The organism is Wohlfahrtiimonas chitiniclastica (assembly GCF_002252325.1).
Lineage (GTDB): Bacteria > Pseudomonadota > Gammaproteobacteria > Cardiobacteriales > Wohlfahrtiimonadaceae > Wohlfahrtiimonas > Wohlfahrtiimonas chitiniclastica.
The window spans coordinates 173,873-190,780 of record NZ_NEFL01000002.1 but is presented as its reverse complement, the minus strand read 5'-3'; the positions used below and the strand labels follow the sequence as shown (position 1 = coordinate 190,780).

At 45.5% G+C, this 16,908-nt stretch carries 17 protein-coding genes and 3 tRNA genes; 9 read left to right on the top strand and 11 right to left on the bottom strand.

The genetic code is table 11. The annotated features are described in order from the left end of the window. Positions 1–81 precede the first annotated feature (81 nt). Both B9T10_RS06100 and B9T10_RS10195 read right to left on the bottom strand, forming a co-directional pair. A complete protein-coding gene (locus tag B9T10_RS06100; RefSeq protein WP_063504119.1) occupies positions 82–609 on the bottom strand; it encodes a GNAT family N-acetyltransferase in 528 nt (175 codons plus the stop codon). A 144-nt stretch (positions 610–753) separates the two neighbouring features. Continuing rightward, positions 754–843 (bottom strand) — tRNA-Sec (locus B9T10_RS10195). 124 nt (positions 844–967) lie between these two features. Here B9T10_RS10195 and selA point away from each other — a divergent pair. The 5 genes from selA to B9T10_RS10290 all read left to right on the top strand — a co-directional run bounded on the left by selA (position 968) and on the right by B9T10_RS10290 (position 5,766). Beyond that, the gene (gene selA / locus B9T10_RS06095) at positions 968–2,311 is read left to right on the top strand and encodes an L-seryl-tRNA(Sec) selenium transferase (protein WP_094538091.1); all 1,344 of its coding nucleotides are present in this window, start codon (positions 968–970) and stop codon (positions 2,309–2,311) included. Then, positions 2,308–4,101 (top strand): selenocysteine-specific translation elongation factor, encoded by a 1,794-nt coding sequence (gene selB, locus B9T10_RS06090; RefSeq protein WP_094538090.1) that lies wholly within the window; start codon positions 2,308–2,310, stop codon positions 4,099–4,101. Before selA ends, selB begins: the two co-directional genes overlap by 4 nt. A 12-nt stretch (positions 4,102–4,113) precedes the next feature. Then, positions 4,114–4,464 carry a Spx/MgsR family RNA polymerase-binding regulatory protein gene (locus tag B9T10_RS06085; RefSeq protein WP_094538089.1) on the top strand — a complete coding sequence of 117 codons (351 nt, stop codon included), beginning with the start codon at positions 4,114–4,116 and terminating at the stop codon, positions 4,462–4,464. An 84-nt stretch (positions 4,465–4,548) separates the two neighbouring features. Further along, the gene (locus tag B9T10_RS06080; protein ID WP_246782168.1) at positions 4,549–5,499 is read left to right on the top strand and encodes an aminotransferase-like domain-containing protein; all 951 of its coding nucleotides are present in this window, start codon (positions 4,549–4,551) and stop codon (positions 5,497–5,499) included. 15 nt (positions 5,500–5,514) lie between these two features. Next, a complete protein-coding gene (locus tag B9T10_RS10290) occupies positions 5,515–5,766 on the top strand; it encodes a hypothetical protein (RefSeq protein WP_246782167.1) in 252 nt (83 codons plus the stop codon). A gap of 63 nt (positions 5,767–5,829) precedes the next feature. Here the strand turns inward: B9T10_RS10290 and B9T10_RS06075 are convergent, their stop codons facing one another. The 5 genes from B9T10_RS06075 to B9T10_RS06055 form a co-directional block, all read right to left on the bottom strand. After that, positions 5,830–7,182 (bottom strand): uracil-xanthine permease family protein, encoded by a 1,353-nt coding sequence (locus tag B9T10_RS06075; protein ID WP_008316340.1) that lies wholly within the window; start codon positions 7,180–7,182, stop codon positions 5,830–5,832. Between the two features lie 130 nt (positions 7,183–7,312). Next, positions 7,313–7,388: transfer RNA gene (locus B9T10_RS06070), tRNA-Val, on the bottom strand. 126 nt (positions 7,389–7,514) lie between these two features. Then, positions 7,515–7,590: transfer RNA gene (locus B9T10_RS06065), tRNA-Val, on the bottom strand. Between the two features lie 61 nt (positions 7,591–7,651). After that, a complete protein-coding gene (locus B9T10_RS06060) occupies positions 7,652–9,574 on the bottom strand; it encodes a peptidase U32 family protein (RefSeq protein ID WP_179220636.1) in 1,923 nt (640 codons plus the stop codon). Positions 9,575–9,590: 16 nt separating this feature from the next. Then, positions 9,591–10,895 carry an amino acid permease gene (locus B9T10_RS06055; RefSeq protein ID WP_008316338.1) on the bottom strand — a complete coding sequence of 435 codons (1,305 nt, stop codon included), beginning with the start codon at positions 10,893–10,895 and terminating at the stop codon, positions 9,591–9,593. Positions 10,896–11,085: 190 nt separating this feature from the next. Between B9T10_RS06055 and B9T10_RS06050 the strand changes: the two genes are divergently transcribed. After that, the gene (locus B9T10_RS06050) at positions 11,086–11,523 is read left to right on the top strand and encodes a hypothetical protein (protein ID WP_094538087.1); all 438 of its coding nucleotides are present in this window, start codon (positions 11,086–11,088) and stop codon (positions 11,521–11,523) included. 62 nt (positions 11,524–11,585) lie between these two features. On the opposite strand, the gene cgtA is transcribed toward B9T10_RS06050, so the two are convergent. The 4 genes from cgtA to B9T10_RS06030 all read right to left on the bottom strand — a co-directional run bounded on the left by cgtA (position 11,586) and on the right by B9T10_RS06030 (position 14,499). Beyond that, the gene (gene cgtA / locus B9T10_RS06045) at positions 11,586–12,653 is read right to left on the bottom strand and encodes an Obg family GTPase CgtA (protein WP_008316336.1); all 1,068 of its coding nucleotides are present in this window, start codon (positions 12,651–12,653) and stop codon (positions 11,586–11,588) included. Between the two features lie 77 nt (positions 12,654–12,730). After that, positions 12,731–12,991: a 50S ribosomal protein L27 gene (gene rpmA / locus B9T10_RS06040; RefSeq protein WP_008316335.1), complete on the bottom strand. Its 261-nt coding sequence runs from the start codon at positions 12,989–12,991 to the stop codon at positions 12,731–12,733. Between the two features lie 36 nt (positions 12,992–13,027). Continuing rightward, positions 13,028–13,342, bottom strand: coding sequence for a 50S ribosomal protein L21 (rplU, locus tag B9T10_RS06035; RefSeq protein ID WP_008316334.1), 315 nt, complete (start codon positions 13,340–13,342; stop codon positions 13,028–13,030). 185 nt (positions 13,343–13,527) lie between these two features. Further along, positions 13,528–14,499, bottom strand: a complete 972-nt coding sequence (locus tag B9T10_RS06030) for a bile acid:sodium symporter family protein (protein WP_094538199.1) — start codon at positions 14,497–14,499, stop codon at positions 13,528–13,530. Between the two features lie 198 nt (positions 14,500–14,697). Between B9T10_RS06030 and B9T10_RS06025 the strand changes: the two genes are divergently transcribed. The 3 genes from B9T10_RS06025 to pnuC all read left to right on the top strand — a co-directional run bounded on the left by B9T10_RS06025 (position 14,698) and on the right by pnuC (position 16,822). Then, positions 14,698–15,375 (top strand): DUF975 family protein, encoded by a 678-nt coding sequence (locus B9T10_RS06025; protein ID WP_008316332.1) that lies wholly within the window; start codon positions 14,698–14,700, stop codon positions 15,373–15,375. Between the two features lie 85 nt (positions 15,376–15,460). Then, the gene (locus tag B9T10_RS06020) at positions 15,461–16,204 is read left to right on the top strand and encodes a hypothetical protein (protein ID WP_246781917.1); all 744 of its coding nucleotides are present in this window, start codon (positions 15,461–15,463) and stop codon (positions 16,202–16,204) included. A 15-nt stretch (positions 16,205–16,219) separates the two neighbouring features. Continuing rightward, positions 16,220–16,822, top strand: a complete 603-nt coding sequence (gene pnuC, locus B9T10_RS06015; RefSeq protein ID WP_094488900.1) for a nicotinamide riboside transporter PnuC — start codon at positions 16,220–16,222, stop codon at positions 16,820–16,822. Positions 16,823–16,908 lie beyond the last annotated feature (86 nt).

Sequence of the window (16,908 nt, the reverse complement as noted above, 5' to 3'; positions counted from 1 at the left end):
ATAAACCTACCGACCGGTAGGTTTGAAAGTTGAGCACTATAGTAGAACGCTGAACATTAAGCAATGCACTTGACCAAATATTTAGTCCGCCACAGGCTCTAGCGGCGTTGATAATATCAATTGATACAATGCCAAATCCAACCAACGACCGAACTTAAAGCCCACTTGTGGCAACAATCCAACAGATTGAAAACCCAATGATCGATGTAAACCAATACTTGCAGCATTATCGGCATCAATGCAGCCCATCAATACATGAATTTCTGCCGCTTTTGCCGCTTCAATCAATGCCCGCATCAAACGTTTACTGAGCCCTTGCCCACGGGCACTGTGATGAATATAGATGCTGTGCTCCATCGTATATTGATAAGCAGGATACGCACGAAAATGTCCCCATGTGGCAAAGCCAAGCAATTGCCCAGCCTCATTGACCGCGCCTATGATCGGTGCATTCAGGGCTGATTTTTGCTTAAACCATCTTTGCATGTCTTGCATCGTGCGCGCTTGATACTCATACAAGGCGGTGGAGGTTAAAATGGCTTCGTTAAAAATCTCTAAAATCGCCGCCGAATGTTCGTGCTCTGTGCAATCAATGAGGGAAATGGTCATGATGATTCCTTTATGGGTAAAAGAATATTTGTAACGTTATTTGGCGATCCATTCAATCCTAAACATCAATTGGCCACTGAGATGACATAGAAAATTTTCAGCAACAAAAAAGCCCTTGCATATCAAGGACTTTTCAGTGTTCTTTGGCGGAAGCAGCAGGAATCGAACCTACCTCAGCCGATAGGCTGACAACGGTGTTGAAGACCGCGGGGCCCCCAGGACCCATTTACTTCCGCGTGTACTATACCATTGCATCCGGCAATTCTCAAATGTTAATCCTCTTGTTTCTTGCACAGATTTATTGCCCAATTTCCATTATAATTAAGGGTTAAAGTGATCCATCAACTAGGCAAACAACGTGCAATTATCTAACATCATTCAAGTGGGCAAGTTACTGAATCATCCACAACTCATCCCTTACATTGAAACATTGAGCCGCCCGATCGTCACTGAGATCGTGCGCCGCAGCATCGATGACTACAAACAAACCTTAATCCGCGAACAAGGCAATGTTGATTTAGATGATCTTCTCGCGATCATCCTCAATGAACTTGCCATCATTGCGCGGGAGAAAACACAACCGGTCATCAATGCCACGGGGATTTTAGTGCACACCAATCTTGGGCGCGCGCCGATTGATCGCACCCTTTGGGATAAGGCGGGGGAAACGGTTTGCCGTTACTCAAATTTAGAATTTAATCTCCTCAATGGCAAGCGTGGCAGCCGCATGGGCATGCTCAGCCGTGTGATCCGTGCTTATTTTGGTGGGGAAGATAATGTGGTGGTCAATAATAATGCCGCGGCGATTCATCTGATTTTAAAAACCTTCGCAATTGGTAAAGAGGTGATCGTCTCGCGCAGTGAACAGGTGCAAATTGGCGGTGGCTTTCGCATCCCGGAAATTCTGGCAGAATCGGGGGCAATTTTAAAAGATGTGGGCACCACAAACATCACAACCCTTGATGATTACTTAAATGCCATCACTGACAACACGGCCATGGTGCTCTTAGTGCATCAATCAAATTATTATATCGAGGGCTTTACTGAGCAAGTGGACCCTAAAGCATTGCGCGATGCACTGCCTGCTCATGTCATGCTGGTGGTGGATCAAGGCTCTGGCAATCAATCGCCCCATTTAATCGGGGAAACCACCGTCAGTTATTATGAAAAACTAGGCGCGGATTTGATCGCCTTTTCGGGGGATAAAATGGTGGGTGGTCCCCAAGCCGGCATCATCATTGGCAAAGCTCAATACATCCAAAAAATCCAAAAGCACCCCATGATGCGTGTCTTTCGTCCGGGCAAAGAGACCTATGCCTTATTAGAAAATCTACTGCTCACGCAAATGAATGACAAACATAGCACGGTTAATCGCGCAGCATGGACGATCGCTCAACCCCTCAATCAACATAAAGCATTGGCAGACAAAATTGCAGAACAAACCCATGGCAGAACACGCGTCATTCAAACAGAATATTTAGTGGGCGGTGGCACAACGCCACGCGCAACCTATCCCACATATGCCTTAGCAATTGATCATCCTCGCCCTGCTGATGAGTTACTGGCGCATCTACGCGCACAAACGCCGCCCATCATTGGCGTCATTCAACAAGGGCGCGTGGTGATCTATCCTGTCTCCCTTCTCCCTTCTGAATATGATTATGTGGCTCGCACACTCGCTGAGCTAAAGGATGAGTTATGAATGCAGTCATTGGCACCGCAGGTCACGTTGATCACGGTAAATCCTCTTTGATTCATGCCTTAACTGGCATCCACCCGTCTCGTTTGCCTGAAGAACGTGAACGCGCAATGACCATTGATCTTGGCTTTGCGAATTTCACTGCAACCGATGGCAGCAAAATCGGCATCATCGATGTGCCCGGACACGAACGCTTCATCCGTAATATGGTGAGCGCCGTTTGGGGGTTGGATTTAGTGCTATTCGTGGTGGCAGCCGATGAAGGCTGGGCGGCTTTATCTGAAGAGCATTTACGCATCATCACCGCAATGGGCAAACATCAATGCATTTTGGTGCTGACTAAATGCGATTTAGTGGATAATCAACGCCGCCAAGCCGTGGAAGATGATGCCCTTGAGCGCTTCTTAGACACCATGAACACATTGCCAGATGTGGTGCACGTCAGCAGCATTCAAGGCACGGGTTTAACAGAACTCAAAGCGCTGATTGAGAGCAAAGTCAATGATCTACCTAAGCGCGATGAACTCGATTATGGCGCCCATTTGTATGTGGATCGTGTCTTTTCCGTCAATGGAATTGGCACCACGGTCACAGGCACGCTGCGCGGTGCACCGCTTGAGGAAAACGCCACATTAACGCTCTTTCCGGGCAATATGCCTGTTAAAGTGCGCTCCCTTCAGAGTTATCACACACAAGTTGAGACCGCAGCGCCCTATTCACGCACCGCCGTTGGCTTAAAGCAGGTGAATAAAAAGCTTGTCAAACGCGGCAGTTGTTTAGTGGCAGACAGTAGCAGCATCACTATGAGCCAAGAATGGATCATTCAGCTTGATCCACAATTTAGCAGCACCTTAAAAAAACAAGGCATGGTGGAAGTGGCGCTTGGCACCACACACACGCATGCTAAATGCTTCACCTATGCTGATGGGCAACTGGCACGCTTACAACTTAAAGAGGCAATCCCCGCTTTTTGGGGACAACCGATGCTCATCATTCAGCATGGCGGTAGCCACATCATCGGTGCTGGGAAAATTGCTTGGATGCATCCGCTAGATCGTTCTATGCGCGATGTGTTGCAACAAGCCCTCACTACATTGACCATTCAAAGCGCAGACTTAGAATCTAAACTTGCCTTAGAGATTCAAATCAATGGCTTTACAGAGCGCCATGCAGAGGTTCAGCAGCCTGCAACATCCGTTGTGCTTGGGCAATGGTGGATTTTGCCCGCAGCCCTTGAAAAATTGCATCAAGCCTGTAGTGATGTGCTCAATCAAGCCATCAGCGCAATGACGGTCGAAGAGATTGCCAAACAAGTGAAACATCCATTATCACTGACAGAAGCGATGATTGAGCAAGGCTGCCAAAAAGGTGAATGGCAACGCATCAAAGGTGGCATCGTCAATGCCTTCAATCTTGCGAGCGACACATTGCCCGACAATCTTCAGCAACTGTATGATGCCATTGATGCATGTGGCAGCGCAGGCTTTGAGGCAGGTAAATCCCGCATTGTGGGCATCAAACGATTGCTGAGAGCTTTGACAGAAAAATCGCTCATCGTCCCCACTGAAAATGACATTTTCTTTAGCACCAAAGCCTATGAGCAATTGGTGCAAAACATCATGCTTGACCGTAAACTCGGCGAACGATTTACCGTTGCCGATGCCCGCGAACGCACCGACCTATCCCGCAAGCAGCTCATTCCACTGTTTAACCGCATGGAAAAAGATGGCTGGGTCAAACGCATCGAAAATGATCGCGAAGTGTGCCGCGAATATCCATCTTCTGAATCTTAAATGAGGTACATTATGTTCATTATTTATGGCATCCCCAATTGTGACACCGTCAAAAAAGCCCGTGCATGGCTCACAGAGCACAACGTTGAATATACTTTCAGCGACTTTAAAAAAGCCGCACCTTCCGCTGAACTATTAAAAACGTGGATCGATGCTTTTGGATTAGATGTGGTCATCAATAAACGCGGCACCACTTGGCGCAAACTCAGCGCAGAGGATCAAGTAGCATGTGCAGCAGTCAAAACCGCTCTGCCCATTTTGCTGGCAAACTTAAGCATGATTAAACGCCCAATCCTGATGAAGGATGATCAACCCATTTTTATTGGCTTTGATCCAAGCTTATGGCAAGCAAAATTAAAATGATTTGATACAATGGACACGTAACATAAGGAATCAACATATAGATAAAACAACGATATAAGATCAACATAATACATAGGTGTGCCCATGAATCAGAAGATTACCAATTTAATTGCGAAGCCCTTGCAAGGCATCAGCAGTTCACTGGCCCGCCAATTGGTGGGTAATGTGCGCTACAATCCTGACGTCATCTCCATGGCAGGAGAAGTCACCACTGCTGAGTTGTATGATGTTGATGGCGTGCATACCGCCATTCAGTGCTCGTTAGATGCGCCCACGAAGGATTTCGGTTACGGACTCACCGAAGGACTGCTCGGCACCCGTGAAGCCATTTTGCCCTTTGCCAAAAAGCATTGGGGCATTGATGCTTCAGCCAATGAGGTGATCATCACCTCTGGCGCCCAACAAGCATTGCATATCGCCAGCCGCATTTTGACAGACCCTGGCGACACCATCGCCATTGCCGATGCAGCCTATCTATTGGCCATGCAAACGTTTCAAATTTCTCATGCCCGCATGCTCACCATTGCCAGCGATGAGGAAGGCATCATTCCCGATGCCCTTGAACAGCATTTAAAGCAGCAGCGCATCAAGGCGCTGTATGTGGTGTCTAACAATGCCAATCCCACCGGCATTACCTTATCCCTTGAGCGTCGCCGTCGTTTAATTGTGCTCGCGGATTTATATGATTTCATCATCATAGAAGATGACCCTTATTGCGCGCTGCGTTTTGATGGCCAAGTCTTGCCGAGCATCTATACCTTAGCGTCACAAATGGGGCTTGGGCAGCGGGTGCTCTTTTTAGGCTCTTTTTCCACAACCTTCATCCCAAGCCTACGCTTAGGGGTGTTGATTGCCAAAGATCCGCTCTATCAAGCCGCCGTGATCATGAAACAATATCTTGACATCAACAGCAGCTGTTTATCCCAAAAGGCACTTGAGCAGTATCTGAACAGCGGACGCATCGATGCGCAAATCAATCGGCTGCGCCATACATATCATCAACGCTGCTCTGCCCTAACTAAAGCCATTGATTAACATCTCTCGGATCATTTGACGTACCATCTGCCTGATGGCGGTGTTTTTTTATGGGCGCGATTAAAGCAATCCATCAATGCCCTAGAATTACTGCCTTATGCCATCAAAGAAAAACTGATTTTCATCCCCGGGGCAACTTTTTACACCAATAAGCCTTGCTTTTCTACCTTGCGTTTTTGTTATTCATCTGTACCTGCCGATCAGATGGAGGAAGCCATGCTGCGTTTAGGGCGCGCACTGAAACAGTATATGGCGGATCATTTTTAATCCACCCACATTAAAAAACTCGCCAGATAGGCGAGTTTTTTGATTCAATCAATGCGACATGATTTATTTTTCATCTCTTGGGAAGATCAGATTCAAAATAATCGCCGTAAAACCACCGGCAGCAATGCCAGATGAGAACAATGTTTTAATCATATCTGGGGCAAATTGCAAAATGGCCGGCTGCTGAGAAACACCCATACCCACTGCTAATGACAATGCCATGATCATAATGGCGCGGCGATTTAAAGCTTCACGTGAAACAATGCGCACGCCAGAGGCGGCAATTGTCCCGAACATCACCAATGTTGCACCGCCTAACACAGGTTCAGGAATGCGTTGCACCAATTGCGCCACAGATGGGAACAGACCCAATAGAATCAACATACCCGCAACCACGTAGCCCACATAACGACTGGCCACACCTGTCAATTGAATCACACCATTGTTTTGCCCAAAGCAGGAGTTCGGGAATGTATTAAAAATGGCCGACACCATCGAGTTCAAGCCATTGGCCAACACGCCGCCTTTTAAGCGCTTCATGTATAAAGGGCCTTCCACAGGTTGTGCTGACACATCCGATGTTGCGGTAATGTCACCAATGGTTTCTAAAGAAGTCACCATAAAAATCAAAATGAGCGGCAGCAATAAATTCCAATCAAAACTCAAGCCATAATAGAAAGGCTCAGGCACTGCCACCAATGGCACTTCTTCCAATACTTTGTGTGGCAACATGTCCGTTGCCCATGCAGCTAAATAACCCACACCCATGGCAATCACTAAAGAAGAGATGCGTAAATAGGGATTCTTCTGACGATTGAGCAAGACAATCACCGCCAAAACGACGCCCGCCAATAATAGGTATTTAGGTGCACCAAAGGTGTTGTCTGCTAAGGCATCATACCCGCCACCGATGGATGTCAAACCCACTTGAATGAGGGATAAACCAATGATCATCACCACAATGCCAGACACCAAAGGTGTAATGATGCGGCGGGCTAAATGTAAGGCGCGCGATAAAATGACTTCTGTCATCGCTGCCACCAACAATGTGCCAAAGAGTGCCGCCATCATGGCATTGTCATCTAAGCCACCATTTTTAAGGGCGGTGCCCCCCATGATTAGTGGTGCAACAAAGTTAAAACTCGTCCCCTGAATAGACAAAAGACCAGATCCAACTGGTCCCCATGCGCGAATTTGTATTAAAGAAGCTAAACCGGATGCAAATAATGACATGCTGATGATGCGCTGCGTATCGTGTGCCGATAATCCGAGCGACTGACAGATGATCATCGCGGGTGTAATCACAGCAACAAACATGGCCAACAAGTGCTGGCAGGCTGCAAATAGTGTTTGAGGCAACGGCGGTCTATCCTCTAGACCATAGATCAAATCATTCTTGACAGCGGGCTCTGACATTTTAGCGTTCTCCTGATCGCAAAATGCGCATTGTAATGCCGTCACGAAAAAAGGCAAGCAAATCGTGATTTATTTATCATTTTTGTACAGACACAAAAAAAGCTAGATTTTCATCTAGCTTTCTTCGATATGGTGGGTAGTGAGGGGATCGAACCCCCGACCCTCGCCTTGTAAGGGCGATGCTCTACCAGCTGAGCTAACTACCCGAAGAGGTGCGTATAATACCGATTTGATGTAACCTTGTCAATAAACTTAATTGATCAATTTTTCACCAATCGTTGCCAACGTCTTAGGCAATAAAAAAGCCAGAATTGAATTCTAGCCTTTCGATATGGTGGGTAGTGAGGGGATCGAACCCCCGACCCTCGCCTTGTAAGGGCGATGCTCTACCAGCTGAGCTAACTACCCGAAAGAGGTATGCATAATAATCAAGAATGCTGCCTCTGTCAACTTTTTAATTGCGTAATTTTTACGCTTCACTGCCCACCAATGCAGATTTCAAGACATGGGGCTTAATTTTACCCATCACATGCATCTCACACGGGCGACATTTAAACTCTAAACGAATCTCTTCATCCTTATGCATCAATACCATAGGTTCAGCGCGCACCTGCCCTTGCACACCCTTAATACCTTTGGCTTGTTTAGGGCATAAGTTATATGCAAAGCGCAAACAGTGCTTAGTGATCATCACGGGCACTTCACCTTTCTCTTGATGTGCCTCATACGCAGGCTCAATCAATTTAACGCCATGGGCTTCATAAAACTCACGCGCTTTATGGTTATAGACGTTTTCAAGATACGTGATGTGCTCTGAGGGATACTGCGCTTTTGGGCTGCCTTCATAAATGCGAACGCCGCGCTCATTGCTCGCTTTATAGGCTTCTTCTAAGCGCGCGATGGCATCGCGTCTGATTTGATTGAGTAAACTCTTTGGCATAAAGGGCGCCGTTTTTACATCAATCACCACGCTTGTGGCTTCAAAAATGGTGTCACCTAATTTACGCAATCCCTCTTCGAGGTTTTGTAAGGTTTTTTCAACATTGTTTGCCGCCTCAAAAGTGCCCTCAATCGGATGAATCACCGTTAAGCCATCTTCACCCGTCAATGTTAATTGATACTGCCCATTTGTTTCTGTTAAAGCAATGTCCACGCCAATTTTACGTGTTGAGGATTCACGCATGAGCATCTTTTGCCATGCAGTGTCAGCATTGCGATACAAAGGCTGACCGATGCGCACTTTTTCAATGTTCTCTGGTGCATCTTCATGCCAATAGACCAAATAGTGCTTGTCCCCGATCTCTTTGACTTCACTGGCTCTAAACCCTACCACTTCGCGTTTGATGAGTACGTTTAAACCATCGCCATTGGCTAAAGGCTCGGATGTTTTCACCTCTAAATGATTGCCACCAAATTTTAAAACTTCGCCCACTTCTACGCCACGAAACTTCGGTGAATCAAATGCGCCAATGTCCTCTTTACGGGCATTAACGAAATAATCTGTCGCGCCGCGGTTAAAAGTTTTATCGGTATTCGGCACGAAATGATGCACCGTTTTACCGAGAGAGCTTCTCGTATACTCGGGATTACCCTCTAAGAACTGATCAAGCATTTTACGATAATGGGCGGTGATGTTTTTCACATATGCCATATCTTTATAACGCCCTTCGATCTTAAAGGAACGCACACCCGCTTCCACAAGCGCACCTAAGTTTTCTGTTTGGTTGTTGTCCTTCATGGAGAGCAAATGCTTCTCAAACGCCACCACGCGCCCTTCCTTATCCTTTAAGGTGTAAGGTAGGCGGCACGCCTGGGAACAATCGCCGCGGTTCGCGCTGCGCCCTGTATCAGCGTGAGAGATGTAACATTGCCCTGAGAATGCCACACACAATGCGCCATGGATGAAGAATTCAAGCGGCGTATCCACCGCATCATGAATGGCACTGATCTCTTTTAAAGAGAGTTCACGGGCAAGCACCAATTGCGAAAAGCCCACTTGTGAGAGAAATTTTGCGCGATCTAAGGTGCGAATGTCCGTTTGCGTGGAGGCATGAAGCTCAATCGGTGGAATGTCGAGCTGCAACACACCCATGTCCTGCACAATGAGGGCATCTACACCCGCATCATACAATTCTGTGATGAGCTTTTGCGCCTTTGGCAATTCATCATCATGTAAAATGGTGTTGAGGGTCACAAAAACTTTAGCATGATACGGATTGGCAAATTCCACCAATTTTGCAATGTCAGAGACACTATTATCCGCATTGTAACGCGCGCCAAAGCTTGGGCCACCTAAATACACGGCATCCGCACCATGCAAAATTGCCTCACGCCCGATCTCAATGTCGCGCGCAGGACTTAACAGCTCTAATTGATTGTGTTTTAACATGATTTGTCAGTCTACAAAGTTACTTTAAATGTTTTCGATCCATCTTCTGTTTTAAACGAAATCCAAGATACGTGAGGATGAGCCAAACAGGCATCACATACACCGCAGGACGGAAGCTATCGAGCTGCGTCATTGCGCCAATCACCACCACAAGGAAGATTAAACAAAAGTAGTTCACATACGGGAAAAATGGTGTTTTAAATGTCAATTGATCCGCTTGATGGGCACGGCGAAAACGCATGTGCATGATCACAATGAGCCCCCAAGTGATGACCGCTGCGGCGATGGCAACAGACATCACAATCATAAATGCACCATTTGGCACCAATAGATTGATGACCACCGCAATGAGCGTCACTGCTGAGGAAAATGCAATCGCTGCGTATGGTACATGATTGTGGCTTAATTTCATGAATACTTTTGGGGCATGCCCTTGCTCGGCTAAACCAAACAACATGCGACCATTGCTGTAAATGCCGCTGTTATAGACAGAGATCGCCGCCGTTAAAATGATGAAGTTTAAAATGCCCGCCACATTTGGTAAACCAAGCTGATCAAACACCAACACAAATGGGCTGATGCCTTGCTTAATGTCATGCCATGGCACCAACACCAACATAATGATGATGGATCCAATGTAGAAAATCAAAATGCGCCACATCACTTGTTTGATGGCTTGCGGAATCGTTTTTTGTGGATTGTCAGTTTCCGCGGCGGCAATGGCAATCATCTCTGTGCCTCCAAAGGAGAACATCACGATCACAAGGGAGACCCAAACACCCCAAGCGCCATTCGGGAAAATGCCAAATTCCCAAAGATTCGAAATTTTAACGGTGGATTGCTCCGACACAAAGCCTTTAGCCACTAAATACAGACCAAACACAATCATCCCCACCACAGCCAAAACTTTAATGAGCGCAAGCCAAAATTCCGTTTCACCAAAGAATTTAACGCTCGCCAGATTAATGGCAGTAATGATGACAATGGTGCTCAGCACCGTCAGCCAAATGGGAAAATCCGGAAACCATGTATAAATATAGCGCCCAATGGCGGACAACTCTGCCATGCTCACTAAAATGTATAACAGCCAATAGTTCCAACCGGCCAAAAAGCCTGCATATTGCCCACAATATTTATTGGCAAAGTGGCTAAATGCGCCCGACACTGGCTCTTGTGTCGCCATTTCCCCAAGCATGCGAATGATCATATAGATCACAAAGCCGCCAAGTAAATACCCTAAAATCAACCCAGGACCTGCCAAAGGGATGGATTCTGCGGTGCCATAAAAAAGCCCTGTGCCAATACAGCCACCAAGGGCAATCATTTGAATGTGCCTATTTTTTAGGCTACGCTTAAGCGTTTGCTGATTTTCCATGTGTTGTTTTTAATCGTGATAAAAACTCATGATAAGACAATTCAAAGCAATAACAAAGTGAGCAAGCTCAAATCAGACACAAATCTGATATGATAAAATCAAACAACCACAATGATTCAAGAATGATAAGGATGGCTTTATGAAAAAATCACTTGCCGTAACCACTCTCATTGCCCTTGCAACCTGTGCCTCATTTGCCAATGGGCAACCGCTTCAATCTTTGCCAAATGTTTTAAATACTGTGAGCGAGCAAGCATATACCGCACACGCTAACGGTGTGCCTTCTTATTGCTCCATCAATAGCAATACAGAGTCCGCTTATCCTGATACGTTAGTGCGCAGCATTGGCAAAAATTTTGACCATGTGATGATCCACTTTGATCAACGCATCACCACATTGACGCAAGACACAAGCAGCAAGCGCTTTGACAATCCAAATTTGATGCTCTGGAATGATCCTGCTCAAAAGATCATCCTTGCCCTTGAGATCAATCAACCGGGTGAAGGCTTACTCACCATCATCACGCCAAAAGTGCGCGAAAGTTATGTGGTGACGTACAATTGCCTTAAACCATAAAAATCATCAGACGATAAAAAAGCCCGCATGCGGGCTTTTTGCTGTTTAGGACTGATATCCCATTAATCCATAATGGCAACTTCAATGGCAACAGGTTGCTCTTGTGCTTTCAATTCAGCTTTCGCCGCATTGATGTGCTCCATAATCGCACTGGTCAATGGTTTGGTATTCTCGCCTGAAATGGCAGAGATTTGGAAACAAGGACCTTCCCAATTGATCTCTTTTAAGAAATCAGCCACGCGCTCTTCGCGTTCATTTTCAGGGATCAAATCGAGTTTATTCAATACCAACCAGCGCTCTTTTTTCGCCATTTCTTCATCATATTGCGCCAACTCATTGGTGATCACGCGGAAATCTTCCACAGGATCTTGTGAGTCGCTGTACGGGGATAAATCCACTAAGTGCAACATGATGGAAGTGCGCGACAAGTGACGCAAGAATTTATGACCAAGGCCAGCGCCTTCTGCAGCACCTTCAATCAAGCCTGGGATGTCTGCCATCACAAAGCTGTCTAACGGCCCAACGCTCACCACACCTAAATTAGGGTGCAATGTTGTAAATGGATAATCCGCCACTTTTGGACGTGCAGCCGACACCGCACGAATCAATGTGGATTTACCCGCATTAGGTAAGCCTAATAAGCCCACATCCGCCAACACTTTTAACTCTAAACGAATGCGGCGCTCTTCCCCCGGTGTGCCCGGTTTTGTTTGACGCGGTGCACGGTTGGTGGATGATTTAAAGCGTGTATTGCCCAAACCATGAAACCCGCCCTGCGCCACTTTTGCCACTTGACCATCTTCGGTCAAATCGCAAATAAACTCATTGGTATCTGCATCATGCACTTGTGTACCAAGTGGCACAACCAACACCAAATCTTCACCGGCAGCACCAGTACAATTTGCCCCGCGGCCATTTTCACCACGTTGCGCTTTAAATTTTTTGGCAAAACGGTAATCCACCAATGTGTTGACAGCATCGGATGCTTTTAAATAAACGCTACCACCATCACCGCCATCACCACCATCCGGCCCACCGAAAGGAATGAATTTTTCGCGGCGAAAACTCAAGCATCCATCACCACCATTACCCGCTTCAACTGTAATGGTTACCTCATCAACGAACTTCATACGCCCTCCTTGAACTCGATGGCTAAAAACAATAAAAGCCCCAAAAAAAGGGGCTTTTACAAACAATCAACGGTTGATTAAGCAACTGGTTGAATGCTTACAAATTTACGGTTGTGTTGTCCTTTAACTTCAAAAACAACGTGACCATCTACTTTAGCAAATAAAGTGTGGTCTTTACCTAAACCTACATTGCTGCCCGCGTGGAAACGTGTACCACGTTGACGAACGATGATAGAACCTGCTGGTACTAATTCACCGCCAAAACGCTTAACCCCTAAGCGTTTACTTTCGGAATCGCGACCGTTACGGCTCGAGCCGACGCCTTTCTTCTGTGCCATGTTTAAATCCTCTTAATACGTCTAGGAATCTCGCAATTATGCAGAGATGCTAGAAATTTTAATTTCAGTAAAGTGTTGACGATGACCTTGGTGTTTACGAGAGTGCTTACGACGACGGAATTTGATAATTTCGATTTTGCGTCCGCGACCTTGTTTAACAACTTCAGCCGTTACTTTAGCGCCTGCAACAACAGGAGTACCTACAGTTGTTTCGCCTTCTTTACCTACTAACAATACTTCTGCAAATTCTACATTAGAACCTTCAGCAGCGCCTTCAATTTTTTCTACGCGAAGGATTTGACCTTCCGCAACACGGTATTGTTTACCGCCTGTTTTGATTACAGCATACATTTGTAATGCTCCAAATAGTTGAGTGAATCTGAATTCTTTTTGCTATCTCACTGATATCTACAATTGACAACAGAAATAACAGCCCATAAAAAGGACGTGATTGTATAAAAAAAATTGGTTTGCGTCAAGAATATACACAGGATTCCTCAACGCTTTTAACACATATCAAATGTCAATTCTGTCAATTATACCAATTTTTCTGACGTTTTTAAGGTTTTTTCCTCAGATAATGAATTTTCCATGCGTGCAAAAATATTTGCCAAAATCGCTCCGCTGATATTATGCCACACGCTGAAAATTGCACTCGGTACCGCCACAATCGGATCGAAGTGTTTCACCGCTAAACTTGCACCTAAGCCACTGTTTTGCATACCCACTTCGATGGCAATCGCTTTACGCTGCGCCAATCCTAAGCCCATCATTCTAGCAACAATATAGCCAATCACATAACCAAATGTATTATGTAGGATCACTAAACCGATTAATAGCATACCCGTTTCTTTTAAACGCACCTGATTTAAGCCCACCACAATGGCAACAATCATCACAATGCCAAAGACTGAAATCAGTGGCAATACGGGCGTCACATATTGCACTTTTGAGCGCAACACCATGCGCACGATAACGCCAAGCACAATCGGAACAATCACCATATTCACGATGGACATCATCATCGCATAAAACGACACATCAATGCTTTTATCTGCCAACAATTGGATTAACAGTGGCGTCATGATCGGGGACAATAAAGTTGAAATGCTCGTAATCGTTACGCTGAGCGCCACATCCCCTTTTGATAAATAAGTGATCACATTGCTTGAAGTGCCACCCGGGCACGAGCCCACTAAGACAATGCCTAACGCCAATAAAGGATCAATGTTAAAAATTTTCACCAAAGCGAGCGCTAAAAGTGGCATCACAATGAACTGCGCGCAGACGCCTAATAACACTTGAAGGGGCTTTTTGACCACTTCAGAAAAATCATGTGGCGTGAGTGTCAGCCCCATGCCAAACATAATGATGCCCAATAAATAAGTGATCATGCCTTTTAAAGAGACAAACACTTCAGGAAACACAAAACCTAAAACGGCAAACAACAATGTCCATGCTGCAAATGTCTTCCCGACAAAAGTGGACAATAAATTTAAAACGCGCATACTACAACCTTCAATGATGATTGAATAAAAACAAATTAAAATGAGTGAAAAGGTGCTGTGTATCGCGATTGTGGCACTCATCGATTATTAGCAATTTCACAAAATTTTGTAAAGCATAAAATGGTTCATTCAATCAGAAAATTGAAATCCTGCGGTTTCCCGACCATTCATCTGACAATAATAAACGGAGATTGACACATGCATAAAGATCAAACACATTATCGCACCCTGCAAGAAGCCATTGATTACCCATATGATTTTTCCATCAGCGAGATCATCAGCGAAGGCTGGGCATCGGTTAAGGGCGCAAAACTGCCGATTTTCTTAATTGGACTCATCATCATGGTGGCCACCGTTCTTTTATATTTAGTGGCGGGGTTAATTTTTTCAGGGTTATCTGAGCAAGCCGCTGCCCTTGCCATTTTACCGATTGAACTGATCGCCTTTACCTTAGGGCTTGGGCTGATCATCGTGAGTTTAAAACTGTCTAACCGCGAAACGGTGAATGTATGGCAAGATTTTCTCTCCTTTCGACATTACTTTTGGCCATTGTGCTTAATGGTGATCGTGACAGGTCTTGTCACCACCCTTGGGTTTATTTTACTCATCATTCCGGGTATTTATTTAGTCACGGCCTATTCCCTCACTTATTGGATTTTGATCATCCATCCGGACGCTGGCTTTTGGAACATTATGGAAGCTTCCCGCAAGATCGTCACGCGCCATTGGTTTAAGTTTTTCTTCTTAAATTTAATCCTTGGCATCATTGTATCGATCTCAGCGATTCCCTTTGGCATCGGCTTAATTTGGACAATACCGCTGTTCACATTAAGTTATGCCGCGATCTTTAAAAAGATCTTCATCAAAACGCCATAATGCATCAATCCTATGCGAAGCGCCCGATTAGGGCGCTTTTGCGCTATACTACATAGATCTTTTGCAGTACATCTATTTAGGTTTTATGAAGTCACTCTCTCGACTCCTTCGGTTTTTCTGGTATCTTTTCATCCCCAATAACGTCTATGCCATTCCAAAAAGTGTTGGCAAAGGCTATTGCATGTTGCGTCATCCGGTGGAATTCATCATCACCAAACGCAATACAAGCTGCGAGTCGCAACACATCATCCAGCGCATCAAAGGCGGAGAAAATCAGCTCAATACCATTTGGATCAACACCCATTTACATGATTATTTAGATCGTTCCTCCTGTAAGCCTTGGAAAAATCAACGCCCAATGTTTAAGCTCTTTGGCAGCAAAAATTTAGAGCGTGGTTATATGATCGGCACTTGGGCAAATGGTTTTCATTTTGTGACTTATGATCATCATGGGCGCGGTAAATTGAATTTATATCGTTGGGATGCAGTGACGCATTTAGTGACCGGTTGGACGAGCCTTGTCAATTATCCGCAAAAAGAGCTCAATTATCTCCTCTATCAACTCTCCCTCTTAGGTTCAGGTCGTTCCACACAGATTTTAGATGCCATTTTAGGCATCGGCATTGATTTGGTTGAATTGGCATTCGGGCTCATTTACTCCGTGCTTGGCATCTTCATTGGGGCATTGATGCACCCATTTGATACCCTTCGCAACCTCATTCCCGGCGCATTATTGCTCATCACAGGTTCGATCCAAGCCATTCGTCAACTGCTCTCTGGCTTAGCTGCCGTCCTGACGGTGGGCAAAGTGGGCGGCTGTTCCCCTTAATTTATGGATATCACTATGGATGCCATCCTCAACTATCTTGCCACACACACCTTTGACGTCATTGGTATGGTCATTGGTTTCATCTATCTTTACCTTGAGTTCAATGCCAAAAAGAGCATGTGGATTGTGAGTCTCGTCATGGCGGTGCTGTACATTTACATTTTCATGGAAAACAAAATGTACGCAATGAGTCTGATTTACGTCTATTTTTTCTTTGCCTCCATCAATGGCTGGCGCGAATGGCATAAAGTGACACGGCGTAAAAAAGTGGTGCCCATCATGCGCATGCCCCATCAATACAGCGCAGTGATTGCCCGCCTCTTTCTTGTGGCATCCGTCGCGATCTTCCTACTTTTAAAGCTCCTGACGGACAACAATATGGAAATGATCATGGGGGATACCATTGCCACCGCTTTGAGCGTGGTGGCCATCTGGATGGCGGCTAAGCGCTGGGCGGAACAATGGTGTTTACTCATTCCAGCTAATTTACTCACCGCAGTGATTCTCTATGGGCAAATGGAATATGCCTCAAGCCTATTATTTTTTGTCTATTTTATTGCCTCTATTTTTGGTTTTCGCCGCTGGATTCAACTTGCTCAACGCAATCAGCCTGCGTAATCATTGCGTTTGATTGTGCCACAGAAGATTCTTTACACACAAAAAGATGGAATGCCATATTTTTTGACATAGATCATGTTTATATT

Coding starts and splice junctions, on each gene's coding strand:
- B9T10_RS06100 (WP_063504119.1), bottom strand. CDS start 609: ATGACCATTTCCCTCATTGATTGCACAGAGCACGAACATTCGGCGGCG.
- selB (WP_094538090.1), top strand. CDS start 2,308: ATGAATGCAGTCATTGGCACCGCAGGTCACGTTGATCACGGTAAATCC.
- B9T10_RS06085 (WP_094538089.1), top strand. CDS start 4,114: ATGTTCATTATTTATGGCATCCCCAATTGTGACACCGTCAAAAAAGCC.
- B9T10_RS06080 (WP_246782168.1), top strand. CDS start 4,549: ATGAATCAGAAGATTACCAATTTAATTGCGAAGCCCTTGCAAGGCATC.
- B9T10_RS06075 (WP_008316340.1), bottom strand. CDS start 7,182: ATGTCAGAGCCCGCTGTCAAGAATGATTTGATCTATGGTCTAGAGGAT.
- B9T10_RS06055 (WP_008316338.1), bottom strand. CDS start 10,895: ATGATTGCCCTTGGTGGCTGTATTGGCACAGGGCTTTTTTATGGCACC.
- B9T10_RS06050 (WP_094538087.1), top strand. CDS start 11,086: ATGAAAAAATCACTTGCCGTAACCACTCTCATTGCCCTTGCAACCTGT.
- cgtA (WP_008316336.1), bottom strand. CDS start 12,653: ATGAAGTTCGTTGATGAGGTAACCATTACAGTTGAAGCGGGTAATGGT.
- rpmA (WP_008316335.1), bottom strand. CDS start 12,991: ATGGCACAGAAGAAAGGCGTCGGCTCGAGCCGTAACGGTCGCGATTCC.
- rplU (WP_008316334.1), bottom strand. CDS start 13,342: ATGTATGCTGTAATCAAAACAGGCGGTAAACAATACCGTGTTGCGGAA.
- B9T10_RS06030 (WP_094538199.1), bottom strand. CDS start 14,499: ATGCGCGTTTTAAATTTATTGTCCACTTTTGTCGGGAAGACATTTGCA.
- B9T10_RS06025 (WP_008316332.1), top strand. CDS start 14,698: ATGCATAAAGATCAAACACATTATCGCACCCTGCAAGAAGCCATTGAT.
- B9T10_RS06020 (WP_246781917.1), top strand. CDS start 15,461: ATGAAGTCACTCTCTCGACTCCTTCGGTTTTTCTGGTATCTTTTCATC.
- pnuC (WP_094488900.1), top strand. CDS start 16,220: ATGGATGCCATCCTCAACTATCTTGCCACACACACCTTTGACGTCATT.